Source organism: Streptomyces sp. NPDC005784, from assembly GCF_042871525.1.
In the GTDB taxonomy this organism is placed as follows: domain Bacteria; phylum Actinomycetota; class Actinomycetes; order Streptomycetales; family Streptomycetaceae; genus Streptomyces.
This window is the reverse complement of the sequence record NZ_JBIAIQ010000069.1, coordinates 1-23,789: the sequence shown is the minus strand read 5'-3', so window position 1 is coordinate 23,789 and position 23,789 is coordinate 1. Positions and strand designations below refer to the sequence as shown.

Sequence of the window (23,789 nt, the reverse complement as noted above, 5' to 3'; positions counted from 1 at the left end):
TACGACCCCGCCATCCACCAAGCCAACGGCAAGGTCAGCGCAGCCGCTGAGGAACCCTTGGCGGCATAGAGGTTGACTCAGGAAACTCATGCGCGCTCCACCGCCGCCCGTCCGAAGAGGCCCTGCGGCCGCACCAGCAGCACCGCCAGAATGATCACCAAGGGGACGCCCACCTTCAGATCGGCGCCGATCACGTCCACGTACGCCCCGGTCAGGGTCTCGGCGACACCCACGAACAGGCCGCCGACGACCGCGCCGACCGGGCTGTCGAAGCCTCCGAGGGTGGCCGCGGCGAACGCGTAGATCAGCACCCCGCCCATCATGTTGGGCTCCAGGAACAGCACCGGGGCGACGAGCACGCCCGACACCGCGCCGACCGTCGCGGCCAGGCCCCAGCCGAGCATCAGCACCCAACCCACCCGGATGCCCGACAGCCGGGCGGAGGCCGGATTGCAGGCGACCGCCCGCATCACCAGGCCGATGGAGGTGTGCTGGAACAGCAGATACAGCAGGCCCATCACGACGGCCACCACACCGATGATCCCGAGCGTCGACCAGTCCATACGCACACCGGACAGGTCGAGTCCGCCGTCGGGAAAGGGCTGCGGGAAGTCCTTCACGGTGAACGACCAGATCAGACCGGCCAGCGCGTTGACGAAGATGAACAGGCCGACCGTGACGATGACCACCGTCAGCTCGGGCGCGCCCTGCACGGGGCGGATGACGATCCGCTCGAGCAGCATGCCGCCGGCGAAGGACACCGCGAGGGTGGCCGGCAGTGCCAGCCAGTACGGCATCCCGGACGCCACCAGCTGCCAGGCGACGTACGTCGAGAGCATGGCCAGCTCGCCCTGCGCGAAGTTGACGATCCCCGTGAACCGGTGGATCAGTACCAGGGCCAGCGCCAGGCTGGCGTACACGGCGCCGGAGCCCAGTCCTTCCACCACTTGCTGGAGCAGATCGGTCACGGCGCTCACCCGGCCTTCCCGGTGAGGACGGAGACACCGAGGTACACCTCGGCGACCTGCCCGTCCTCGCGGATCTGTGCAGCCGGTCCGGACAGCACCAGGCGGCCGGCCTCCAGCACATGGGCCCTGTGCGCGATATCCAGCGCGAGCTGGGCGTTCTGCTCGACGACGACCACGGTGGTGCGTTCCTCCTCGTTGACGGCACGGACGATCTCGAACAGCTCGCGGGTGACCAGCGGCGCGAGCCCCAGGGACGGCTCGTCCAGGAGCAGCAGCGAGGGCCGCAGCATCAGCGCCCTGCCGACGGCGAGCATCTGCTGCTCGCCGCCGCTGAGGCTGCCGGCAGCCTGCCGCGACCGCTGGCGCAGCTTGGGGAAGTAGTCGTAGATCCGTTCCAGGTCGGCCACCACGGCCGCACGCTCGGTGCGGCCCCGCCGCAGCGGGCCGGTGCGCAGGTGGGCGCCGATGCGCAGGTTCTCCTCGACGGTCAGGTCGTTGAAGGTGCCTCGGCCCTCGGGCACATGCGCCACACCGAGCCTGGCGGCCTGCTCGGGCGAGCGGCCCACGAGTTCCGTGCCGTTCAGGGTGACCGACCCGCGACCGCGGACCATGCCGCACAGCGCCCGCAGCGTCGTGGTCTTGCCCGCGCCGTTGGGTCCGAGAATCGCGCACACCTCACCGCGGGCGACGGAGAAGTCGAGTCCCTGCAACACGCGTGCCTGGCCGTATCCGGCGTGCAGGTCGGAGACCTTCAGGAAGTCCCGCTCCGCACCCGCCGCGGCCTCGGTGCTGCCGGTGGTGGGCTCGCTCACGCGGCCACCCCCAGGTACGCCTCGACGACCGCCGGGTCGCGCTGGATCTCCTCCGGCGTGCCCTCGGCGATCTTGCGGCCGAAGTCGAGGCAGACCACCTTGTCGCACAGGCCCATCACGAAGGCCATGTGGTGTTCGACCACAACGAGCGTGAGGTCGAACTCCTGGCGCACCGAGCGGACCAGATCCGCGAATTGGTCCACCTCGCCATGGCTGAGCCCGTTGACGGGTTCGTCGAGCAACAGCAGCCGGGGCCGTACCGCGAGCGCCCGGGCGAGTTCAACGCGTTTGAGCGTGCCGAACGGCAGTCCGGAGGCGGGATGGTCGGCGACGTCCGCCAGGCCGAGCCGCCGTAGCAAGTCGTCCGCCTGGTCACGTAGTGCCCTCTCCTCCCGCCGGACGCGGGGCAGCCGGAGCGCCGCGGCAAGGTGTCCGGTGCGCCCCCGGCTGTGGGCGCCGACCATGACGTTCTCCTGGACCGTGAGCTGCGGGAACAGGCCCAGGTTCTGGAAGGTGCGGGCGATGCCGCGCCCGGCCACGGCGTGCGGGGGAAGGGCGAGCAGGTCCTCGTCCTCGAACCGCACCTCTCCCCCGTCGGGAGCGCAGCGCCTGGTGAGGCAGTTGAACAAGGTGGTCTTGCCGGCTCCGTTCGGCCCGATGAGCCCTACGGCGGTGCCCGGCTCGACGGCGAAAGCGACACCGTCCAATGCCGTGATCCCGCCGAAGCGCACGGTGATGTCTTCGACCGCGAGCATGAGTGACGCCCCTTCCGACGTGCTGGGGGGTGGGCGAGCGTCACAGTAGGTGGGGGCGTCGCGGGCGCACATTGGGTGTGAGCACCCAACTTCCCTGTGGCGGAACTGTGCGCCGCGCACAGGTGCCGGGAGATGTCTCACGTGGAACCTGTTGACGAAGCACGAGGAGGGCGGCGACGATCGGCCCCATGCCGCGCGGTCCCGCACTGGGCAATCCCCGACTCTCCGAACCGCTCCGCCGGGAGAGGCGGCGGATCCTGCACGCCGTCCACGACCGGGTCGAGGAGGTGGCGGAGACCGCCGTCGAGGTGATGCGCACGGAGATCCCGTCGTACGCACTGCAGGACGAACGGTTCTTCGGCGACGTACGGGACCAGGTGCTCGAGCACTACCGGATGCAGTTGGCGGCGCTGGCCGGCGATCGGGACATGGCCCCCGAGGACCTGGTCTTCAGCCGCGCGGCAGCGATGCGCCGAGCACGCGCCGGGTTCGCCCTGGAGGACTGGATCAGTGCCTTCCGGGTCGGCCGGCAGGTGCTGTGGGACGCGCTGCTGGACTGCGCGGGCACGTCCGCCGAGGCCCAGCAGGCCGCGCTGTCCCTCGTCACCCCGCTGATGCGGTACGTCGACTACGCCAGCACCCATGCCGCGCAGGCTTACGTCGAGTACCAGCAGCACGTGGTGGCGGACGCGGACCGGGAGCGCCGCGATCTCCTGGACCAGCTCCTGGCCGGGGTGGCACCCACGCGCGGTCCGCTGATGGCCGCGGCTCAGGCGTACGGCATCGGACCGCGCTCACCGATGATGGCGGTCGTGGCGGTGTGCGTCGGCGACACCCGCACCGGAGACCCGACCTCGGCCGAGAACGGGTATGCCGCCAGCGCATCGATCAGCGTCGCCGGGCCCTGGGCCGGCAGAACGCTGGTCGTCGTGCGCCACGGCGAGGTGGTGGCCGTGCCCGTGGTCCGGGCCGGCATGGCCGCAGAGGACATATGCGCCCACTTCGAGACCGTGCAGCGGCGGCTCGCGCGGGCCGGAACCATGCTCTCCATGGGGATCAGTACGGTCGCCCAGGGCGCATGTGAACTGCGCCGTGCCTACCAGGAGGCGCGAGCCGCCCTCGACCTGGTGCCGAGCGGGGGCGGGGTGGCAGCACTGCCACGGCTGTCCCCGTTCGACTACCTGGCGCTGCGCGCCGACGACCTCGCGCGCCAGCTGGTCGATCCCCGGGTGCGGTCGATGCTGGAGGAGGACCGCAGACGCGGCGACACGCTGGCCGCCACCATACGGACCTTCGCGGAGGCGGACCTCAACCTGCGGCTGGCCGCCGAGCGCTTGCGGGTGCACCACAACACGGCGCACTACCGGTTGCGCCGGATCGAGGAACGCACCGGCCGCAATCCGCGCCGGATCGCCGACCTCCTGGAACTACTGGTCGCCCTCGCCCTCCGCGACGGGGCCGAGGAAGGCGGGGAAGGCGAATGAGCGGCATGGTGGAGTCCGACGGGACCGAAGCGGCACGTCAGCTGCCGGGCGGGCAGGGGGACATGGGTGTGCCCGAGGAATACGCCGGGCAGGACGGAAGCCTCCGGCGCACGTTGCTCGACGCCGCGCTGGAGGTGTTCGCCGAGCGCGGTTACACCGACGCCGGTCTCACCGAGATCGCGGCGCGCTGCGGCATCCCGGTGGGCAGCCTCTTTCAGCACTACGGCGGAAAGCGAGGGCTGTATCTCGCCCTGTGGGAGGAGTTCCGGGAGGAGCAGGAGCGTCGAACCGCGGCCACACTGACCGCCGAGCGCAACCGCGGTGTGGAGGACCCCGTCGCCCTCTTCATGGCGGGAGCCAGGGCCTACCTGGAGGGTGCCTGGGACAACCGGAGGCTCGGCAGACTCCTCGTGGAGGACGACGGCCCCGCGGGCTTCGACGCGCTGCGCCGACAGTGGGACCGCGCATGGGTACGGCGCAACGCCCGGCTCCTGGAGATCGACGAGCGGCGACGCGCCGGCCGGGTCAGGGTGAGCGTGCTGACCACCGTCATCGGAGGAACGGCGCGCGAGCTGGGTGACTGCGGGGACGAAACGGAAGCCCGCGAGATCGTGGACGAGGTGTGCGGCATCCTGATCCATCTGTCGGCGCCGCCCGGCTGAAACGCCGGGCACCGGGCGGAGGCGACAGGACCGGCCCCAGCCCGACGACGCCTCACTCCCCGGACAACCCGCGCCGAGCGCCGCCATCGACCTCGCCCGCCGCCCCCACGCCGATGACCTCCTCACGGGGCTGCCTCAGGGCAACAGCGGCCACGGGGGTGTACGCCTCGGCGTCGATCGCGACGAGGTCCGGGCCAGGACCTGTCCGGCCGGTCAAGTTGCAGGAAAGGGACGGCGCCTGTCCGGCGCTGCGTCTGCGGCGTGATCGGCCGGCCAGGCCCTAGACGCCGGTGTCGGCTCCCTGCCGGAACGGGAGCGCGTCGCCGAGAAGCTGGCCGCCGTCGATCACCATCGTCTCGCCGGTGATCCAACTCGCGGCGTCCGAGACGAGAAAGGCGACCGCCGAGGCGATGTCGGCCGGCTCCCCTATGCGCCCGAGTGCCGTCGCGGCGGACAGGGCCTGCTCATGGTCCTTCCACAGAGCCGCGGCCAGCTTCGTGCGCACCACACCCGGCGCCACCGCGTTGACGCGAACCTTGGGCGAGAGTTCCAGGGCCAGTTGCTTCGTGAGGTGGATCAGTGCGGCCTTCGACGCGTTGTACAACCCGATGTTCGCCTCGAAGGTCATGCCGCCTACCGAGGCGGTGTTGACGACGGCGCCGCCGTGCTCGCCCATCCAGGCCCGAACGGCCAGCCCCGTCCACAGGACAGGAGCCCACACGTTCACGTCGAAGGTCTTGGCGAACCGGACGTGGTCCTGGTCGATGACGGGTCCGAAGGCCGGGTTGGTCCCCGCGTTGTTGACGAGGATGTCGAGGCTTCCGAAGCGCTCGAGCGTCAGATCGACGCAGCGCCGGGCCGCTTCTTCGTCGACCGCGTGCGCACCGACGCCGATCGCCGTGCCACCGACCTGGGCCGCGGCGGCGTCCGCCGCCTCCTGGGACCGGGAGGTGAGGACGACGTTTCCGCCGGCGGCAGCGATGGCCTGGGCGATCGCCAACCCGATACCGCGGGAGGCGCCCGTGACGACGGCGGTGCGACCGCTGAGGTCCAGCCCTGCCATTTCAGTTCACCCCTGCCTTGTGGCCGCCGGGAGTGTCCGTGCTGCTCGCCGCCGTGGTGGCCCCGTCGCGGTACCGCCGCAGTTCCTGCCTGGCGATGGCCCGCTTGTGGACCTCGTCGGGACCGTCCGCCAGCCGCAGTGTCCGCAGCTGCGCGTACATCATCGCCAACGGGAAGTCCTCGGTCACTCCGGCTGCTCCATGCACCTGGATCGCGCGGTCGATGATCTTCAAAGCGATGTTCGGGGCGGCCACCTTGATGGCCGCGATCTCGGTGCGCGCTTCCTTGTTCCCGACCGTGTCCATCAGATACGCGGCCTTGAGCGTGAGCAGCCGGATCATCTCGATGTCGATGCGCGCTTCCGCGATCCAGTCCTGGATGTTGGACCGTTCGGCGACCGGACTACCGAATGTCACCCGTGACTGCGCGCGCCGGCACATCAGCTCCAGCGCCCGCTCGGCCGCGCCGATGGCCCGCATGCAGTGGTGGATACGACCGGGCCCGAGCCGGGCCTGGCTGATCGCGAAACCCTCGCCCTCGCCCTTGAGGAGGTCCTTGGCCGGCACCCGTACGTCGGCGAAGTCGATTTCGGCGTGCCCCTCACGGTCCTGGTAGCCGAACACCGGCAGGCCGCGCATCACCGTGATCCCGGGGGCGTCGATGGGGACGACCATCATCGACTGCTGCCTGTGCGGAGCAGCGCCGGGGTCCGTCTTCCCCATGACGATGAGCACCTTGCAGTTGCGGTGCAGGGCATTGGAGGCGAACCACTTGCGGCCGTTGAGCACGTACTCGTCGCCGTCGCGCTCCATCCGCAACTCGATGTTGGTGGCGTCGGAGCTGGCGACACGCGGCTCGGTCATCGCGAAGGCCGAGGCCATCGTGCCGTCGAGCAGGGGCTTGAGGTACTTCTCCTTGTGCTCGTCGCTGCCGAACAGGGTGAGCACCTCCATGTTCCCGGTGTCGGGAGCGTTGCAGTTGCACGCTTCTGGGGCGATGTGACTGCGCCCCATGATCTCCGCCAGCGGTGCGTACTCGAGGTTCGTCAGCCCGGGGCCCCACTCCGGATGCGGGTGAAACAGGTTCCAGAGTCCGCGCCTTCGCGCCTCCGCCTTGAGTTCCTCGATGATCGGCGGCTGGAAGTGCGGGTCACCCGACGCGCGCATCTGCACGTGGTACACCGCCTCAGCGGGGTAGACGTGTGCATCCATGAACTCGAGCAGATCCGCCTGGTATTTCTTGGCGCGATCCCGTATCTCGAACAGGGACATCTGAGCTCCTGACGGGTTGGCGTGCGAAGCCGGGGCACGGCCGAGAGCCGGCGTGACCGTGCTCTTGTCGAACTTTATAATTGAATCTGGCGTCAAGTTCAACAGCGGGCCACGGCGACGCGCGAAGAAGACCGCCTACCTCCCGCGGAGGGGACGACAAAGGGAGCCGAGAAATGAGAAGCACCCGGCAGTACCGGGTGCGGTGGGCCAGGCTGTCCAGGCTGCCGGGGTCAGCGGTGGCCGGGGAACCGAAGGGCGTTCGCCCAGAGACGGGTGACCGTGGACACGAGCTCCTCGAAGTCCACCGGTGCACCTTCTTCTTGCCGTTCGCCGACCACGAAGACGTTGTAGGCCAGGACGCTGACCATGCCCGACAGGGCACGGGAGGCCATCATCGGATCGACCCCACGGTCTGCGACATCCCGCGCCTGCAGGTCGGCGATGCCGCGGGCATTGCGGCGGATGAACGCGTCAGCGCGCCGGCTCCGGAACTCGCGGAACTCCGGCTCCACTTGTGCGACCTGCTCAAGGAGGGCCATCAGCTTCGCATTCCGCTTGTATGCCTCGAGATACGCGCGGTTGCTCGCCTCGAGTACCGCATAGGGATCGTCGGTACCCTGCACCCGGCCCATGCCGGGGTGCATCATGTCCTCCTGCGCCTCCAGGAGGACGGCGGCGAGCACCTCCTCCTTGTTGGCGAAGTAGGTGTAAAAGGATCCCGCCGCACATTGAGCTTCTTTGGTGATGTCGGTCAGGCGAGTGTCGAGGTAGCCGTCCCGTTCGAACACCTTCCGCGCGGCCTTCACCAATGCGGCCCGTGTCCGCGCTCCGCGCTTCGTCGTAGGCGGCTCGCGAAGGTTCGAGAGGGGTGCCACGGGAGGTGCGTACTCGCCGTCGATCTCCTCGGGCCCAGTCGTGTCCATTCCGGAAACGGTACTTGAATCCGACGCCATAGTCACAAACGCGAGACTGATCCCTGGCGCCGCGCAGCGCAATGGTGTCGACAGTGACAGCCCATGGGGGCGCACAGGATCGAAATCGCTGATCGTGGGCGGCGCCTGCCGAGGATGCGAGCCGGTGGCCGTGCGGGTCTCACCCTCGCCGAATCAGCGATCAGGCGGTGATCCCGAAGCGTTCGGCGAGTTGGCGGCGAGTGTCGGCGGCGGCGGTGTGCAGTACGCCCCCGATTCCGATCCGTGCCGCTCCGTCGAGGTTCTGCTGCAGATCGTCGATCATGACTGCCTCTTCGGGGTCGATGCCCAGGCGTTCACATGCGATCGCGTAGATCCGCCGGGAGGGCTTGCGGATCCCGACCTCCGCGGAGATCACGACCGCATCGGCAACAGCGGAGAGGTCGACGCCGCCGTAGGTTCTGGTACCGAACGAATTGGACACGAGCGCAACGGGACGGCCGGCGGCTCGAAGATCACCGAGCAGCGCGAGCATGTCCTGGTCGATCGACATGCCCGCCTGTATCCGGGCCGTGAGCCCCTCGGCCGGTACGTCTGCGCCGTGGACGCGGAGGCGTTCGGCGAATCCCCGCTCGAAGCCCCCGGCGTCGAGACGGCCGCACTCGTGATCGGCCAGGAGGGTGCGTGATCGCTGGTCCCGGGCGAGGAGATCGAGCGGCAGGCGCGGGTCGCCGCCCAGCGAGGCGCCGAAGGCGGTGAAAGCCTGCAGCACACTGGAGGTGATGACCCCACCGAAGTCCACCAGGACCGCGGTTCGGGGTTTTGCCGCCGCCTTCGACACAGTATCCACGTCTCTCCTCACGATCGGCCTGCTGCCGCGCAATCCGACGGCAGCCACGTTCTCCAGCAGGGATGGGGACCTCAGACGACTTCGAACAGTCCGGCTGCACCCATTCCGCCGCCGACACACATCGAGATCACCACATACCGAACACCCCGGCGCTTCCCCTCGACGAGGGCATGCCCCACCAGCCGGGCACCGGTCATTCCGTACGGATGACCGACCGAGATTGCGCCGCCATCGACGTTGAACCGCTCCGGATCGATGTGCAGCTCGTCCCGGCAGTACAACGCCTGGGAGGCGAACGCCTCGTTGAGTTCCCACAGACCGATGTCGTCGATGGTGAGGTTGTGCTGCTTCAGCAGTTTCGGAATGGCGAACACCGGGCCGATGCCCATCTCGTCCGGCCCGCATCCGGCAACGGTCATACCCCGGTAGACACCGAGCGGTTCCAGTCCGCGGCGTTCGGCCTCCCTCGACTCCATCAGCACCGACACCGAAGCCCCGTCCGACAACTGCGAGGAGTTGCCCGCCGTCACACTGGAGCGCGCGCTCACCCGACCGTCGGGCAGCACCGGGGCCAACCCGGCCAGGCCTTCGAGTGTCGTCGACGCCCGGTTGCCCTCGTCCCGGGCCAGGCTGAACTCCTCGTCCCGCACCTCCCCCGACTGCTTGTCGAGAACCTTCTTGGTGCTGGTGAGCGCGACGATCTCCCGGTCGAACCGGCCGGCCTCCTGCGCCGCCGCGGTGCGCTGCTGCGACAGCAGCGCGAACTCGTCCTGACGTTCCCGGCTCACGCCGTAGCGTTCGGCGACGATCTCCGCCGTCTGCAACATCGGCATGTAGATGCTCGGCTTGTGCTCGACCAGCCAGGGATCTGTCATGCGGTGGGTGTTCATGTGGTCGTTCTGCACCAGGGAGATCGACTCGACGCCGCCGCCGACTGCGACCTGCATGCCGTCCGTGACAATCTGCTTGGCGGCCGTCGCCACGGCCATCAGGCCCGACGAGCACTGCCGGTCGATCGTCATCCCCGACACGACGTCCGGAAGTCCGGCACGGAGAGCAGCCTGACGCGCGACATTGAAACCCGAGGACCCCTGCTGCACCGCGCAACCGAAGATCACATCCTCGACCTCGCCTCCCTCGAGCCCGGCGCGTCGCACCGCGTGTGAAAGGGCATGAGCGGCAAGCTCCTGCGCCTGGGTGTCGTTGAACGCGCCGCGGTAGGCCTTTCCGATCGGCGTCCGTGCCGTCGAAACGATGACTGCTTCCCTCATGTCGCCTCACTGTTTCCTTTTGGTCCGGTTCGTCCGGGAGCTTCGGGGCTGGGATTCCGAGCGCCGGCAGGGGGCGCCGAAAGCCAACTGTCGTGCGGAGATGGCTCATTGACCGTCTCCTCGAGCGGCCTTTGACGTGAGCCATGGCCGCAGCAGCGACAGGGAGTCGGCCTTCCGATCGTTATAGTTGAATTCGGCGTCATGTTCAACGGTGGCCAGGTCTTGACAGCCACCCTCCCCATCTGAGGCTACCGACCAGTCGGTATGAAGAGGCGGATCCGGCCCGCCTGAGCCTCTCCCCGAGTACGGGCGTGGTTCGACGCGATCATGCAAGAGCACCGCCCGGAGGCCGCCTGATACTGCTGCACGGCGGTCCTCCGGCGCCTCCGGCGCACCACACACCTGGTGGCCATCCAATCCGCCAGCCACCACCTGGCTGCCGCGCCCCTGGGTGTCCAGCGGGCCGGTGGACGACGGCGCCGTGCCCACTCAACTGCGCGACGGCGGGCGCGACCGAGGCAGCTCAGCCCAGCAGCTCAGCGCTGCCTGCCGGTTCGCGCCGCTCTTGCCCGTTGATGCGGTGCCGTTCGATGGACGAGCGCCGGTACACCTCCTGCCGCACCCGCTGAATCTCGCCGATGGGCCGGTGGTCCTCGCGTGAACGCCACGGCGTGATCGACGTGGCGTCGGCGGCCGCCAGGTTGTCGTACCCGCCGATAGCCTGGCGCGGGAGATCCACCCGGGCGACCGTCACCCAGGGGGACAGGTCCTCGGGCCACTTGACGGACGTGTTGTCCACCGGCATACGGGCCAGATCGGTGTTGAGCTGGACCTGGAGCTCGAAGGAGTGGTCTCGCTCCGCGGCCTCGGCCACCAGGGTGCGGCGGAATGCCTCATTGTCCGCGCGCACGTCCACGATCTGCTGCGTGATGGAGGCCAGGGACGCGGCGGTCGGCACGGTACGGATCTTGGCGATGTGTTCGCCGTACCGGAAGGCGCCCATGCTGTTGTAGCTGTACGACAGCAGGTTCCTGCGCGGGACACCGGTGAACGACAGCATGGCGAGCAGTTCGTCCCACAGCCAGCTGTCGGGATCGGTGAGCGTCAGCCGGCGGGTCAGGAACTCCGCCATCCAGGTCTTGCGGCGGGCCGGGTCCACGAGGGCCTCGGGCAATTCGGCGAACAAATCCTCGATCACCATGTAGTCGTAGGCCGTGTTCGCGAAGAAGACATCGTTGTTGATCAGGTTGAGGTCGAAGGTGTCGCTGTCTCGTTCGTCGTCCAGCAGCGAGGGGCCGGCAACTCCGAACAGCTTGATGCCCATTCCGCAAGCCGCGCCCAGCTGATGGTCGGGGCGGTCGTGACCCAAGCCGTTCGAGTAGCGGACGACGGCGTCGTACGCGGTCGGCCGTTCGAAGATTCCCTGCCGGTAGAAGCCAGGATTGTCACCAACCGTGACCGTGGCCTTGAGGAGGCCGTAGGTCTTGCCGTGGGCCGTGCGGACAGCGCGGCCGACGGTCTCGCGCTCGACCGAGGCGCGAGTACGACGCGCCACCTGGGCGATGACTGCTTCCATCTCCTCCTGGTAGGAAGGGCGTTCGATGGGTCGGTAGTCCTCGTAGCGAACAGGATTCATTGTGCCGCCTCCCTCTCGTGTGTGTACTGCACACAGACGCTAGTACGCAATTTAATTGTGCACAACATAACTGTGGGCGATCGCACGTTCCCAGCACCGAATCGTCGGTGCCGGCTACTCGTCGGTGCCCAGTGCGTGGGATGCGGCTCAGAGGGACGACGGACAGAAATGAACGGCTCCCACAAGCAGTCCAGTCACTACCTGGTCTGTCCAGCCAAGGTCCGCCGGCGCATCGAGCACGACTACCGCGAACTCAACACGGCCTGGGCCCGGACCACTTCGAGAGCCGATCCTGGCCGGCCGGCACCACCACGTCACCCTCGTGACCGCCGCCCGCGTCTTCCTCACCGAACAGCGCCTCGCCCCAAAAGCACCCGGACCGGTCTCACCCTCTACCAAGTCCTCGACACCCTCCGGGACGTTCCGAGGTGCTGGACCGGTGTCTGCACCACCTGCCACCAAGCCCTGCCACCAAGCCGCCCTGCCAACCTGGTGTGCCGCGCGCTGGGCGGCCGCCGCAACCCCATGACCACTGGAAGCGCGAGACCCACCTCTTCACGGCGCACCGGGGCAACCGATCACCGTTCAGAATTGCCGATGTTCGCGTCCTCGTCGCCGGTGCCCGGGCCGGTGAGGGTGACGCCATCGCCACCGTTGAACTCCTGGCCACAGTCCACGTGCCGCACGTCGCTGACGGCAGACGGGTGCGCGGTGTGGCCTCTGTTGGCGCTGGCGAGCCCGCTGCCGATCAGGCGGATGCCGTGCGCGGACCAGGTGGAGGGTTCTGTGCTGGGGAGCCCTGCCAGTGTTTCAGCCACCGGCTTCCCCTTTGCTGCTCGGTGAGCCACTAACTGGTAGAAGAGGCGCTGATGCTGCCGGAAGGACTGACGGAAGGACTGGCGGAGGAACTGGCGGAGGGCCTCGCGGAAGGGGTTGCCGTCTGTGAGGGCGAGCTGGGGCGGCGGCCGCTGGAGGCTCGGGGGGTCGGCTTCGCCTTCACTGGTGGCGGCGCACTGGTGGTGGCGGGAGGCCGAGAGACCGGTGACGTGCTGCGAGTCGCCGTTGGCAGAGGACGCCGGATCCCGTCACCGTTTGGGTCCCGGACGCCCTTTCGGGCCGGGTGCGTGGTCACACGCTCCGGTGAAGCCTGTGAATCGGGAACGCGGACCCCGGGCTCTTCGGGGGACGGCTGTTCCGGGATCGAGGCTGCTCGTGGGGCCGTCGACTGGGGAAACACCGATGCGGTAGCCAGGCCTCCGAGGAGGGTGAAGGCGGCTGCGGCAAGAGACCGGACGGCATACTTCTTCAGCCGCGCCGGACGGTCGTACCGGTCAGCCGACAGGTCCTGCGAGGCAGTCGGTGACCCGGGAAGGGGCGACCCGGAGGAGCTCGGTCCCCGACTCAAGCGGACCTCCGGCATCGCGGTCTCGACGGCCGGAGCACCGCCTCTCCGATCGCTCAGCTGTGCCATGCCGGGGTCGTATGCCCCACACTCTGGGCAGGTAACGGCGCCGTTGAGCGTGCGGCTGCACGGGATGCAGTAGTCCATGAAGCGACCGTCCTCAGTCCTTGAGTTGACGGGAGCAAAGGTGCACCCAACCCGGGCAGCAGTCAGCGGTGGGGAGACGCCGCTTGGTTTGTTTCGGACCAATCTTTGACATGTACGAACCTCACTTACCGGTCTAGAGGTGGGTCACCGGTTACTGGGGTCAACGGGGTGCATCGAATGAGTGCTCACCCGCAGGCTGAAAAGTGGGGTATGTAACTCTGCTGGAAGGGACGTTGATGACCGGGACGGCGCGGCAGCCTCGGCGCTACGAGCCGAACGGTTGCGGCTCGATCCGGGCCGAGTGCTGCTCACTTCCCACGGCTCGACGTCCCCTGGGCGCAATTTCTTCGCTCCTGCGATGTCCTGGGGCAAGGTGGTCAGGCTGAGGAGTCCCACGGGCAGCAGCAACCGCACTGCGACCACAGCCGGTCGTCTCGGCGGCCGCCGAGTCTGCTCCCACCTTCGAGACCTGCCAGACCGCGGGAGGGAAACCAGAATTGAGGGGGCAGCCCGTCAACAAGGAGCCCGAGAAATGCCTCGCCCTCGAGTGGTTCACCGTGCATGACCTGCCCGACGACATCATCGAGTACCCGGCAGTCGGTCTACGCGGATACCTCGGCGACGACAGCCCTCTCACAGAACACGGCTGGCAGTAGACCGACCCCGCCTTCTCCACTCCTCCGCGTCGCCATGACGGAGGGCTCACGGCTCAGGAAGGGGGAGAGTTGGGCCCGCTGGTGAGGTGGGGCGGCGTACGGGCGAAAGCAGCGGCCTCTCCGGCGGCCCCGGATCCGGAGTGGCCGCCGAGCCCCCCGAAATCACCGAAGCCGCTCCGGCCCCGCAAACAGCCCGCCGACGGGAGGGGGTCCGGTCGGCCCCGGTGTTGCACGTCGGTCCGGACGGACCACGCCTCACCCGGACGTGACGCGAGCCGACGCCCGCCCCCGCACGATGAAGGCGGCGATGTCGTGGGTGGGGCAGCACCCCGGCAGGACCGGCCCGTGATCCGGTGACGTGCACCAGATGCCACTGTCGGCTTCCCCTCCCTCCGCGCCGGACGGATCCGGCTCGATGGCATAGACGATGAGCATCTGGTCCGGGTCCTCAGGAAGGAGCAGCGTGCGGAAGGTGGCGGTGAGAGGACCGAGCAGGGGGTGCTGGAGGCGGTAGGCGCCGTGCATGGGGTCGACGACGTCCTGTTCGCGCCACAGCCGCCGGAAGTCGGAGTCTGCCGCCGCCAGTTCCGCGATGAACGCGTTGGTCTCCTCGTCCTCGGGATGGCGGCCCACTTCCAGACGCAGCCAGGCGACGACGTGCCGTGCCATGACCGGCCAGTCGAGCACCAGTTTCCGGATGGCGGGCTGCCCGTACACGAGAAGGGCCAGGTTGCGCTCCGGCACGGGGGCGAAATCGAGGAAGATCTTCGAGGCGGGGCAGTTCCACGCCAACACCTGAGTCCGTCGCCCCAGGGCGAACACGGCGGTGTCCGGCATGTTGTCCAGCAGCCACTGGGTACCCTCCGAGACCCGCTCGGCGGCGGGTGGCCGGCTCCGGTCGGGGTGGGCGAGGTTGTGCAGATGGACCCGCTCCAACTCGTCCAGCCGCAGTGCGCGGGCGACCGCGTCGAGCACGGAGGCGGAGACCTTGTCGTTGCGCCCCTGTTCCAGCCGTATGTAGTAGTCGATCCCGATCCCGGCCAGCTGTGCCAGTTCCTCGCGCCGTAGCCCCGGCACCCGGCGCACCCCTCCGAACGTCGGCACGCCCACCTCGGACGGGCTCAGCCGGGCGCGTCTGGACTGGAGGAAGGAGCGGAGTTCGGTGCGTCTGTTCATAGCCTCTCCCGGCCGGATTCACCCGGCCGGAATCCTAGACAGGCCACCTGTGCGGAACGGGACCGAGGGCGGACTCACAGCGAAAGGGCGTGAGCCAGGGGCCAGTTGGACCCCTCCCACATGCCCGGACGATCCGAGAGGCTGGATCTGCGCGCCCCTTCGGCCCGTGCGGGGGATACGGGCCGAGGGTGCTGCGCGTCAGCAGAAGATGACGCACCCCAGAGGCACCACGGAAAGGTATGCGCATGATGGTCAAGGTCCGGCGTACGGCAACAGCGGCGGCCGCGTTTCTGCTCGCTTTCGGAGGTATGAGCGCGTTGACGGTCGGTCCCGCCTACGCGGAGGACTACGCCTGCACCAGCTACCAGGACAAGACCTTCCCCACACCTGGGAGCGACGTGGAAGTCTCGATCAAACTGTGCATCGAGCACTACTCGGAGGGCGGGTACGAGGCCACCGCCTACTACAAGTGGTCGGGAAGCGGTGGCACGGATCTCGACGACAACCGGAAGTTCGACCGGTTCGACCTCCAGGTGCGGGTCGAACAGCACGACCCCGACATCGGCGACATCATCCAGGCGTCGCGTGTCTGCGACGTGAGGTACGACATCAACACGTCAGGCGATGGGAGCGGCTTCTGCCCGAAGTGGTACAGCCACAGCAGAGCGCTCACCTGGAGCGCCGACGGGACCGTCACGTACGACATCGACCGCGACGGCGAGGGCGCGTACACCTGGAACCTGGGCGGCTCCCCGCAGATCGACTGACCGGAGGGCCTGGAGGATCCCGGTCCCGGCACAGTGCAGCGGCTCACCGAATCCCGGGTCGGGACGTCGGCCGTGCCGCGAACAGCGCCGCCTGCTCCTCGCCCGGCAGGTTCCCCAGCGCGATGAGATGCGGTGCCTGGGCCCAGCCCGCCCCGCGTGCCGCCTCCTTCGCCGCTCACAGGGCCCGGACCCCGTGCCCTGGACGCCGGTGGGCGGGTAGCCGGTGATGACGGCCGCGCAGGCTGTCGCGGCGGCCAACGCGCCGCCCGGCTCGGTGAGTTCGCTGACCAGGCCGATCTCGTACGCAGGGCGCCGCCCTCGGTGAAGGCGCCGCCCTCGCCGCGGCCGCAGAAGCCGTAGCCCTCCAGAGAGAGCGGGACGAGGGGGGTGAAGGCGTCGTAGATCTGGGCCACGTCGACGTCGTGCGGGGTGAAGTCGGCGTGTTTCCACAGGTGTCGGGCCGCCGCCCAGGCGGGGCCGGTGAGCGGGTCCTTGTTCCAGTAGTTGACCATGCCGTGGTGCTGGGCGGGCAGGCCCTGGGCGGCGGAGTGGACGTAGGCGGGGGCCCGGCGGCAGTCGCGCGCCCGCTCCGCCGACACGATCACGCAGCTCAGCGCCCCGTCCGTCTCCAGGCAGTTGTCGTAGAGGCAGAGGTGGCTCGCTGATCCACCGGGCGGTCATGTACATCTCGCGGGTCAGCGGGCGGTCGTACATGATCGCCGCCGGGTTCTGGTTGGCCCGGTTGCGGCAGGCGAGGGCGACGTTGAAGAGGTGGTCGCGGGTCGTGCCGTACTCGTGCATGTGGCGGCGGGCGAGCATGGCTATCTCGTCGGCGGGGCGCAGCAGGCCGAACGGGCGGGTCCACTGGGCCGGGGTGGGGAGCTTGACGGCCGTGTTGGTCCACGGGCGGGGCCCGCTGCCCCGCTTCCGCGACCGCCGGGCGACGCCGACGGTGGCCTGGCCGGCGGCGATGGCGGCGGCCAGGTGCGCGACGGTGGCGCAGGAGCCGCCGCCGAAGCCGACCTTGCTGAAGAAGGTCAGGTCGCCGAAGCCGACGGCCTTGGCCAGCTCGACCTCGTCGGTCTCCTCCATGGGTGTAGGAGGCGAGGGTGTCGACCTCGCCCGGGGCGATCCCGGCGTCGTCGAGGGCGGCCAGGACGGCCCGGCAGGGGCGTGTCCTCACCGCCTTTTTGTTCCGCACACTCAAGAGCGGAGATCCGACGCCCGCGGGCAGGCCCGGCCGACGAGCTTTCATCATCTCCGATCAGGGACAGGGCCACCTCACGGCGACGATGGTCGCGCCGCAGCTTTCGTCTGGTTGATGTCGCCGATCGTCTGCCACAGCTGCAACGCCCGCCCTCGGTGCTGGTGCGCCAGGTGGTGAACGCCGGCGGCGGCGTCCAGGTCGCCGATCAGCTGCCAGCAGGCGGCCTCGTCCTGGCGGTCGCCGTGCCGGTGGAACAGGCCCGCCGCGCGCTCCAACGCCGGGCTCGCCCGGTCCCGGTCGCGTTGACCGGCGTACACGCGGCCGACTTCCAGCAGCGTGTACGCGACGCACCGCTCGTCGGCCAGATTCTCGAAGGTGGCCAACGCCTGCCACAGGCAGCGCAGCGCCTCGTCCGGATCACCACGCCGATCGTGCAGCCGGCTGAACCGCCGCAGCACCACGGCCACGCGATGCCCGTCGTCCAGCGCCTCGGCCTGGCTCAAGGCCCCGTCGAACCAGAACTCCGCCTCGTCGAGCTTGCCCTGCATGAGCTTCATCACGGCCATGGAGCAGGACAGCTGCGCTTCGATGTGCCGGTCGCCCTCACCGGCCGCGATGGCCAGCGCGTGCTCGACACGTTCGAGGGCCTCGTCGTCACGGCCCTGCACCCGGCTGACCGTACCCAGCATGGCCATCGACAGCGCCTCGCCGCGTTTGTCCCCACCGTCCTGACACAGCCCGAGGGAGGACTCCAGGGCCCGGGCGGCCCGATCGAACTCGTCTTGGTAGATGTGCAGTTGGCCAAGACCGCGTAGCAGCACCGATGCGCCGCGCGCATTGCCGGCAGCCTCGGCCGCGTCCAACGCGAGCCGGTGCCCGTGCTGCCAGTCCTGATAAAGACACCGGTGGTCGTAGTAGGTCGCCGCGCCGGCCGCCAGCTCCCAGGCCAACTCGTCCAGGCCCCAGTCCACGGCCAGTTTCACCGCGCCGAGCAGGTTGTCACGTTCCGCGTCGAACCAGCCGACCGGGTCGGCCATCAGCCGGTCCACGACCGCGTCGGGCAGCGACCGGCGCGGTGCCGAACCGGGCGCGGCTGCCAGCAGCCCGGCCGCCGGCAGCCGATCGGTGCCGCGCCCGGTCAGCTCAAGCCAAACGGACAGCACCCGGATGATCGCCTCCCGCTTGTCTTCCGTCGGGAGCAGGGCGGCGATCTCCACGGCACAGGTCCTGATCAGGTCGTGCAGCCGGTAACGCGGCTCGCCGAGGGCATCGGTGGCGGTCAGCCGCACCAGGCTGGCGTCGACGAGGGTGTCCAGCACCTCCTCGGCGTCCGAGCGGTCGAGCAGCGGGCCGACCACCCAGCCGGGCAGGGTGTAGGCGCCGAGCAGACCCAGCAGGCTCAGCGCGCGCACCGCGTCCGCCGGCAACAGCCGTAAGCTCAGTTCGACGCTGGCTCGCACGCTGAGGTCCCCGATCCTCAGCTCGGCCAGCCTCCGGGACTCGTCCTCGATCCGTTCCCGCAGCACCCGCAGCGACCAAGCCGGGCGCCCCGTGAGCTTGCCGCTGGCGATTCGGATCGCCAGCGGCAGGTTGCCGCAGCAGTCGAGGATCGCGTCGGCCTCCCCCGGTTCCCGCTCGACCCGCCGCCACCCGACAATTCCCGTGAACAACTCCCGCGCCTCTGCCGGGCTCAGCACGTCCAGGTCGATGTGCCGAGCGCCGGGAAGTTGCGTCAGCAGAGTGCGGCTGGTGATCAACGCGGCACAGCCGTCGGCCGCGGGCAGCAAGGGCAACACCTGATCGGCGTGACCGGCATCGTCCAGCACCACCAGCATGCGACGGTCCACCAGCAACGACCGGTAGAGCGCAGCCCGCTCGGACAGGCCGTTCGGGATCGCGCTGCCGGCGATCGAGAGCGCGCGCAGTGCCTCGGCCAGCATCAGCCCCGGGTCCCGCGGCTCATCGGATGTCGCCGCGAGGTCGAGGTAGAGCTGGCCGTCGGGGAAATTGGCACTCGCCAGCCGCGCAGCGTGCGTCACCAGGCAGGACTTGCCGACACCGGGACCGCCCACGATGACGGCCACCGGCGCCCGGTTAGACGCCGACCCGTCGAGCAGCCCGGCGATCTCGGCCAGCGCTTCGGCCCGGCCCACGAAGTCGGGTACGTCCAGGGGAAGCTGACGCACCGGCATCGCCATGGCCGGTGCGGGGGCCGCCGGGGCGGGGCTCTCCGGTGGCGTGGCCGAGAGGCCAGTTGCCGGGACCGTGGCCGCCAGGGCGGGATCTGCGGTCAGGATGCGCTGATGCAGGGCCTGCAGCGGCGGGGTGGGGTCGACGCCGAGTTCGTCGGCCAGTGTCCGGCGCAGCCGCTCGTACACCTGCAGCGCCTCGCCTTGTCTTCGACACCGGTAGAGGGCGACCATCAGGTGCTCGGCGACCTGCTCGTCGTAGGGGTGCTCGTGGAGCAGAGCGGTCAGCTCGTCGATGACCTCTCGATGACGCCCCAGGTCGAGTTCGATGGCCAGGCACTGCTTGTGCGTGGCCGCACGCTTCTCGTTCAGCCGTGCCGCGTCGATCTCCAGGACTTGGCTGGGAGTGTCGACCAGGGCGTCTCCGCGCCAACAGGCCAGCGCCCGCCGCAGCGCGACTGCTGTCTCCGACGGGGTCGTGTGCTGTTCGGCGAGGTGTCGCTGGTGGTCGAACTCCAGCAGGTCGAGCTGATCTTGAGCCAGGTGGATCTCGTAGCCGCCGCGCCGCGTGCTGATCAGGGTGCCGGGTGTTCCGCAGGCGACGAGGTTGCGGCGTAGCCCGGAGACAGCGTCCTGGACCTGGCGGACCGCAGTGGCGGGCGCGTCCGTGTCCCACATCACGGCGACGAGCCGTTCCATGGCGACGATGTTGTTGGCGTCGATCAGAAGTGCTGCCAGCATCTTGGCCTGCCGCGGCCCGTTCAACGGGACCGCGCGTCCGGCGATCTGGGCGTGCAACGGCCCCAGTAAGCCGAATTTCATGCTCCCCCTGGTACGTGACGATTAGCGCCGATTCCCCCGACTGACCTCGTACTAGGACGAATCTAGGACGACCGACGGATCTGTGTCCATAGCGTCTCCGCAGCACGGCTCACCGAAGACGCGTGGGCAGGCAATGGGTGCGGAGGGTGCCTTCGCCCGGTACCTCGGCATCGTCCGGGCCGGTATGCCGGGAGCAGAAGCTGCCTCCCCGATTCATGGGGGCTCCGGTTGCCTCCTGAAGCTCGTCGCAGGGCGGCCCGGCCGACGAACTCCGCCGCGGCCGCACACGCACCGCCGCACAGTCCACGCGCATCACTGCACGGCTCCATTCGCACCGTCGCACCACTTCCGATCGGCAAAACGACAGAAGGAGCACTCGTCAACCATGCCTCGCAACTGGAAGACCTTCGGCGCACTGGCAGTCGCAGGTTGCTGCGCCACGATCGGCCTCACCACGGGCACCGCTGAGGCGCAGACGCAAGTAAAGACCGGCAACGTCACGGCGGCCGGTTCGTACAACGACTTCGGCAAAACCGGCAACTACCAGTTCGTGGCGAACAATTGGGACAGTCGCTACCAGCGCTACCAGCAGTCGCTCGTCTGGGTATCCGGGCAGGACGGCGGCAAGGACATGGCCCACTGTCTCCGGGGCAACGGCCAAGCAAACTGGTACGAGTCCTCGATCGTCGCGCGCAACGGTACGAACTCCTCGCACTACGACTGCACCAACAACGGCACCTACAACCAGGGTTTCGACCAGGTGGGCGTCGACCTGAGCAACTGGTGACAGGTGCCTGAGCGGGCAACAGAAGCCCTGGTGCGCCCCGTTCGGAGCGCACCAGGGCACACCAGTCGAAGGAGGAGGCCCGGACGATGCTGGGCAGACACAAGACCCTTGCGGTCGCGCTGACCGTGATCATCGCCGCGATGGTCGCGGCAGGGTTCGCGTATTTCCCGTCCGACGACGGCCAGACGGCCCGGGCGACGGCCAACACCCGCCGTTTCGTGCTGATCCTGGCAGGTGATTCCGGCCAGTCGGAGTCGGCCAGATTCGACCTTGAGGTTGCCGCTCGCACGGAGGCCCTGACATCCACATGCATGAAGTCGCACGGCTTCCAGTACCTGCCCAAGAACCCGCACAGCGTGGTTGATGTCGAGGACGCATCAGATTTTTCAAGCCTCGACTACGCGCGCAAGCACGGGTTCGGAATATCGGTGTTTCCCCACTTCGCCCCTGAGGCCACAACAGTCAAGAGCTACCTGAAGACCCTTTCCGCTGCTTCCCTCAAGGCTTACGATGCGGCCCTTCCCGGATGCGTCGACAGCTCACAGCGTACGACCGAAAAGGAATATGGAATCCCGGAGGCGAACTCCGAGTGGGCTCGGGTGGACGGTGAGGTGCAACACGACAGACGTTACCGATCGGCACTTGAGACGTGGAGATCCTGTGCGGCGGCGGCCGGTCATCCGGCGCAATCCCGTCTCGCGCTCATCACGGACCTGCGCAAGGCATACACGTCCGTGATGGCCGGCATTCAGAGTGGGGACCAAGTGCTGCCCCAGGACCAATTGGCGACGCTGGCCGCTCAGAATCCTACGTGGCGGAAGTTTCATCAATCGGAACTCGATGCCGCCGTGGCGATATTTCCTTGCTCGCAAACGGCCGATCGGATATACGTGTCCATATTTCGCCAGTACCTGAACCGGAACGGTTGAGGGCGGCACGCCAGAGGGAGCAGCCGGCGGCACGCCCGGGCGGCACCTGCCAGGCTACCTTGCTCCGTTGAGGACAAAGCCCGCCCAGGTCGAAGGAGAGGCGTACACGGCCGGGTGGGTATGCCGGACCGACCGTTTGGCCCGAGTGAGTACCTCGGCGGGCCCGTTGCCTACCCTGAGGAACTCGCCGCGTCCACGGCCTCCTCCCGCTGCACACCCGCCAGCAGCCTGGCTCTCGGCCGGGCTCCTTCTCGGCCATTCTGCGGGCGATGGCAAGTGCTTCCTCCACCGCCACTCGAGGAATTGCTCGCGGCGGACGCCAACGCCGGCTGGTCGAACGCACGCTGCAGCTCATCCTGGACACGCGTACCCGAAACTGCGTTTGCTGGAAACGGTGTCAGATGTCGGCCCGGCCGCCGCCGGCTGGAGCGAACTGTGCTGGACTCCGGCGAGGATCGCCGAGGTCGTGCGCCGCCGGTTCGGCGTCGAGTACACCTGGCCGGGCTGGGCCTGCTGCTGCACCGCATGGGCTGGAGCGTGCAGGTCCCCTCCCGCAAGGCGACCGAGCGCGACGAGGCGAAGATCGCCGCCTGGAAGGACGGGCAGTGGCCCGTCATAAAAAGACGGCGGCGGACCTGGGCGCCTGGCTCTGCTTCGAGGACGAAGCGGGCCAGGGCCTGGGCTCAGTCAGGATTTCCGCGACTGGGTGACGCAGCGTCATCTTGGTGGCATGGTCTGCAAGTCAGTGAAGACGGGTGATGACATGGGCCATTACTGACCTTTTCGGATTGGCTTCGGGGGATCTGAGGTGAGGGTCAGTCCGGTCTCGGTGAGGCAGCCGTCGATGAGTTCGGGATGGCGCTGGATGTGGGCGAGTCCTCGGCGGAGGGTCCGGGTGAGGTGGTCGGGGTCGGTGAATGCGACGTTGGCCATCCATCCGCGCCGCAGCAAGGACCAGATGCCTTCCACGGGGTTCAGGTCCGGGCTGTAGGAGGGGAGTTGGATGATGGTGAGCCAGTCGTGGTCGGCCGCGTACTTCCTCATCCCGGCGGCACGATGGGTGTTCAGATTGTCCCAGACGACCATGATCGGGGCGCCGAGCTGCAGGTGCGCCCGGACCAGGAGGTCGCGGTAGTCCTGCCAGGCAAAACTCTTGCGTGCGCCTTTGAGGAGCGGGTGGAAGCGGGGCCGGTAGATCAGCCGGGACCTCTCGCCGGGCCGGTAGCAGCACAGTGCGGCGACCGAGATCCGTCGCCGCGACCGTCCCCGCACCCGGACCACGGGAGTCTGCCCGCGCCGGCCCCAGGTGCGGGCGTGCGGCGGCGTCATCGCGAACCCGGCTTCGTCCTCGAAGACGATGAAGGCCCCGAGCGCCGCCGCGGTGCTTCCACCTGCGGCCACACGTCCTTCTTCCACAACTCGACCGCATGCTCGTCGCGTTCCAGCGCGCGACGGGCCGGGCTCTGCCAGGACCAGCCGTGGCGGTGCAGCAGCCGCCACACTCCCGCGATCGAGCAACTGACCTGGAACTGGCGGCCGATCAGCGTCTGGACGCGTTCCAGAGTCCACCGCTGATCTTCCCAGCCATGCACGGCCGGCCCTTTGGCCAGCTCCTTTTCCAGCAGGGCGAACCGCTCGTCCGACAGCTTCGGCAGCTTCGCGGGCCCCTTCGACCTCAGCCCCTCCACACCGCCCTCACGCCAGTTCCGGCGCCATTGCTCCACCGAACGCTCGCTCACCCGCAGGTCCTTGGCGATGTCCGAAGTCCTGTCACCCCGTGCGAACCTCTGCCCGGCCTCCAGCCGGATCCCCTCACGCGCAGCCCGCCGCTCAGCCGTCAGGCCCCCACCATCCGCATACCGCATAACACCGGCATACCGCAGGGATCACCCAACGTCACCACCCGAAGACAACCCGAAAAGGTCAGTAGCGGTAGTTCGTTAAATCCGGTGGTGGTGTGGGTTGACGGCAGGTCGGGTTGGTCGTAGGCCGGTGGTAGGAGCCAACTGCCTTGGTGGGGGCTGA

At 68.6% G+C, this 23,789-nt stretch carries 21 protein-coding genes and 3 pseudogenes; 8 read left to right on the top strand and 16 right to left on the bottom strand.

The window, feature by feature from the left end; all coding sequences use genetic code 11:
* Positions 1-86: 86 nt before the first annotated feature.
* From ACFYR3_RS43865 to ACFYR3_RS43855, 3 genes are read right to left on the bottom strand one after another with little or no spacing between them, the layout of a single operon-like run.
* Positions 87-977 carry a branched-chain amino acid ABC transporter permease gene (locus ACFYR3_RS43865; protein WP_356750111.1) on the bottom strand — a complete coding sequence of 297 codons (891 nt, stop codon included), beginning with the start codon at positions 975-977 and terminating at the stop codon, positions 87-89.
* Entirely contained in the window at positions 974-1,780 is an 807-nt protein-coding gene (locus tag ACFYR3_RS43860; RefSeq protein WP_356782228.1) for an ABC transporter ATP-binding protein, read from the bottom strand. Before ACFYR3_RS43860 ends, ACFYR3_RS43865 begins: the two co-directional genes overlap by 4 nt.
* Positions 1,777-2,535: an ABC transporter ATP-binding protein gene (locus ACFYR3_RS43855; protein WP_355839203.1), complete on the bottom strand. Its 759-nt coding sequence runs from the start codon at positions 2,533-2,535 to the stop codon at positions 1,777-1,779. Before ACFYR3_RS43855 ends, ACFYR3_RS43860 begins: the two co-directional genes overlap by 4 nt.
* Before the next feature lie 188 nt (positions 2,536-2,723).
* Between ACFYR3_RS43855 and ACFYR3_RS43850 the strand changes: the two genes are divergently transcribed.
* Together ACFYR3_RS43850 and ACFYR3_RS43845 are read left to right on the top strand one after the other, a co-directional pair.
* On the top strand, positions 2,724-4,019 hold the full coding sequence (locus ACFYR3_RS43850; RefSeq protein ID WP_389287924.1) for a PucR family transcriptional regulator: 1,296 nt from the start codon (positions 2,724-2,726) through the stop codon (positions 4,017-4,019).
* Complete coding sequence (locus ACFYR3_RS43845) at positions 4,016-4,681, top strand: TetR/AcrR family transcriptional regulator (RefSeq protein WP_261706373.1); 666 nt, start codon at positions 4,016-4,018, stop codon at positions 4,679-4,681. The genes ACFYR3_RS43850 and ACFYR3_RS43845 overlap by 4 nt, the downstream gene beginning before the upstream one ends.
* A 280-nt stretch (positions 4,682-4,961) precedes the next feature.
* Here ACFYR3_RS43845 and ACFYR3_RS43840 read toward each other — a convergent pair whose 3' ends face one another.
* The 6 genes from ACFYR3_RS43840 to ACFYR3_RS43815 form a co-directional block, all read right to left on the bottom strand.
* Positions 4,962-5,744 (bottom strand): SDR family oxidoreductase, encoded by a 783-nt coding sequence (locus tag ACFYR3_RS43840; RefSeq protein ID WP_261706372.1) that lies wholly within the window; start codon positions 5,742-5,744, stop codon positions 4,962-4,964.
* A 1-nt stretch (position 5,745) separates the two neighbouring features.
* Entirely contained in the window at positions 5,746-7,014 is a 1,269-nt protein-coding gene (locus ACFYR3_RS43835) for an acyl-CoA dehydrogenase family protein (RefSeq protein ID WP_355839199.1), read from the bottom strand.
* Positions 7,015-7,244: 230 nt separating this feature from the next.
* Positions 7,245-7,937, bottom strand: coding sequence for a TetR/AcrR family transcriptional regulator (locus ACFYR3_RS43830; protein WP_389287921.1), 693 nt, complete (start codon positions 7,935-7,937; stop codon positions 7,245-7,247).
* A 190-nt stretch (positions 7,938-8,127) separates the two neighbouring features.
* Positions 8,128-8,775, bottom strand: coding sequence for an HAD family phosphatase (locus ACFYR3_RS43825; RefSeq protein WP_355839195.1), 648 nt, complete (start codon positions 8,773-8,775; stop codon positions 8,128-8,130).
* Between the two features lie 71 nt (positions 8,776-8,846).
* On the bottom strand, positions 8,847-10,046 hold the full coding sequence (locus tag ACFYR3_RS43820) for an acetyl-CoA C-acyltransferase (protein WP_355839193.1): 1,200 nt from the start codon (positions 10,044-10,046) through the stop codon (positions 8,847-8,849).
* 523 nt (positions 10,047-10,569) lie between these two features.
* A complete protein-coding gene (locus ACFYR3_RS43815) occupies positions 10,570-11,682 on the bottom strand; it encodes a catalase family protein (protein WP_355839191.1) in 1,113 nt (370 codons plus the stop codon).
* A 201-nt stretch (positions 11,683-11,883) separates the two neighbouring features.
* Between ACFYR3_RS43815 and ACFYR3_RS43810 the strand changes: the two are divergent.
* A pseudogene (locus ACFYR3_RS43810) lies at positions 11,884-12,103 on the top strand (IS701 family transposase); the annotation flags it as partial.
* Positions 12,104-12,260: 157 nt separating this feature from the next.
* Here ACFYR3_RS43810 and ACFYR3_RS43805 read toward each other — a convergent pair.
* On the bottom strand, positions 12,261-12,500 hold the full coding sequence (locus ACFYR3_RS43805; RefSeq protein WP_355839189.1) for a hypothetical protein: 240 nt from the start codon (positions 12,498-12,500) through the stop codon (positions 12,261-12,263).
* 1,228 nt (positions 12,501-13,728) lie between these two features.
* Between ACFYR3_RS43805 and ACFYR3_RS43800 the strand changes: the two genes are divergently transcribed.
* Positions 13,729-13,887: a hypothetical protein gene (locus tag ACFYR3_RS43800; protein ID WP_355839187.1), complete on the top strand. Its 159-nt coding sequence runs from the start codon at positions 13,729-13,731 to the stop codon at positions 13,885-13,887.
* 255 nt (positions 13,888-14,142) lie between these two features.
* On the opposite strand, the gene ACFYR3_RS43795 is transcribed toward ACFYR3_RS43800, so the two are convergent.
* Complete coding sequence (locus ACFYR3_RS43795) at positions 14,143-15,063, bottom strand: helix-turn-helix transcriptional regulator (protein ID WP_389287918.1); 921 nt, start codon at positions 15,061-15,063, stop codon at positions 14,143-14,145.
* Between the two features lie 245 nt (positions 15,064-15,308).
* Between ACFYR3_RS43795 and ACFYR3_RS43790 the strand changes: the two genes are divergently transcribed.
* The gene (locus ACFYR3_RS43790) at positions 15,309-15,830 is read left to right on the top strand and encodes a hypothetical protein (protein ID WP_355839183.1); all 522 of its coding nucleotides are present in this window, start codon (positions 15,309-15,311) and stop codon (positions 15,828-15,830) included.
* 43 nt (positions 15,831-15,873) lie between these two features.
* On the opposite strand, the pseudogene ACFYR3_RS43785 reads toward ACFYR3_RS43790, so the two are convergent.
* From ACFYR3_RS43785 to ACFYR3_RS43775, 3 genes and pseudogenes are all read right to left on the bottom strand, one after another.
* Positions 15,874-16,142: pseudogene (locus tag ACFYR3_RS43785) on the bottom strand (enoyl-CoA hydratase/isomerase family protein); the annotation flags it as partial.
* Positions 16,136-17,010: pseudogene (locus tag ACFYR3_RS43780) on the bottom strand (lipid-transfer protein); the annotation flags it as partial. The pseudogenes ACFYR3_RS43780 and ACFYR3_RS43785, both read right to left, overlap by 7 nt.
* 101 nt (positions 17,011-17,111) lie before the next feature.
* On the bottom strand, positions 17,112-20,048 hold the full coding sequence (locus ACFYR3_RS43775; protein WP_355839181.1) for a BTAD domain-containing putative transcriptional regulator: 2,937 nt from the start codon (positions 20,046-20,048) through the stop codon (positions 17,112-17,114).
* Between the two features lie 385 nt (positions 20,049-20,433).
* Here ACFYR3_RS43775 and ACFYR3_RS43770 point away from each other — a divergent pair, with 385 nt between their 5' ends.
* From ACFYR3_RS43770 to ACFYR3_RS43760, 3 genes are all read left to right on the top strand, one after another.
* Complete coding sequence (locus tag ACFYR3_RS43770) at positions 20,434-20,835, top strand: hypothetical protein (protein ID WP_355839180.1); 402 nt, start codon at positions 20,434-20,436, stop codon at positions 20,833-20,835.
* 86 nt (positions 20,836-20,921) lie between these two features.
* Positions 20,922-21,764 (top strand): hypothetical protein, encoded by an 843-nt coding sequence (locus ACFYR3_RS43765; RefSeq protein ID WP_355839178.1) that lies wholly within the window; start codon positions 20,922-20,924, stop codon positions 21,762-21,764.
* Between the two features lie 120 nt (positions 21,765-21,884).
* Complete coding sequence (locus ACFYR3_RS43760; RefSeq protein WP_389287915.1) at positions 21,885-22,523, top strand: winged helix-turn-helix domain-containing protein; 639 nt, start codon at positions 21,885-21,887, stop codon at positions 22,521-22,523.
* 12 nt (positions 22,524-22,535) lie between these two features.
* On the opposite strand, the gene ACFYR3_RS43755 is transcribed toward ACFYR3_RS43760, so the two are convergent.
* Both ACFYR3_RS43755 and ACFYR3_RS43750 read right to left on the bottom strand, forming a co-directional pair.
* Positions 22,536-23,093: a transposase gene (locus tag ACFYR3_RS43755; RefSeq protein WP_389287927.1), complete on the bottom strand. Its 558-nt coding sequence runs from the start codon at positions 23,091-23,093 to the stop codon at positions 22,536-22,538.
* A complete protein-coding gene (locus ACFYR3_RS43750; RefSeq protein WP_389287913.1) occupies positions 23,090-23,629 on the bottom strand; it encodes a winged helix-turn-helix domain-containing protein in 540 nt (179 codons plus the stop codon). The genes ACFYR3_RS43755 and ACFYR3_RS43750 overlap by 4 nt, the downstream gene beginning before the upstream one ends.
* Between the last annotated feature and the right edge of the window lie 160 nt (positions 23,630-23,789).